The sequence below is a fragment of the Mesorhizobium sp. WSM4848 genome (genome assembly GCF_055811375.1).
In genome coordinates, this window is sequence record NZ_JBVVPX010000146.1 from 1 (window position 1) to 270 (window position 270).

Sequence of the window (270 nt, forward strand, 5' to 3'; positions counted from 1 at the left end):
GGCAAGGGCTGGGCCGCGGTAGTGGGTCGCGCGATCGAGCGAACCAACGCCTTCTTCATCATCATGCTCTCGGCGAAGCTGGTAAGCGGCTATGCCGCCACCCCGCCGGAGGTGGCCAAGACCGCGACCTTCCTGTTCACCGTCGCGGCAGTGTTCCAGGCAGCGATCTGGGCGCGCGAGCTGATCCTGGGCGCGATCGAACATCGCACCCGCTCCGACCATTACAATGGCGAGGCACTGGTCAGCGCGATGGGGCTGATCCGCCTGCTC

The 270-nt window shown here is 66.3% G+C and carries 1 protein-coding gene; it reads left to right on the forward strand.

What is annotated here, in order from left to right:
- Positions 1 to 270: hypothetical protein (locus AC0L16_RS33695; RefSeq protein WP_473625829.1), on the forward strand; the 270-nt coding region annotated here is incomplete at both ends.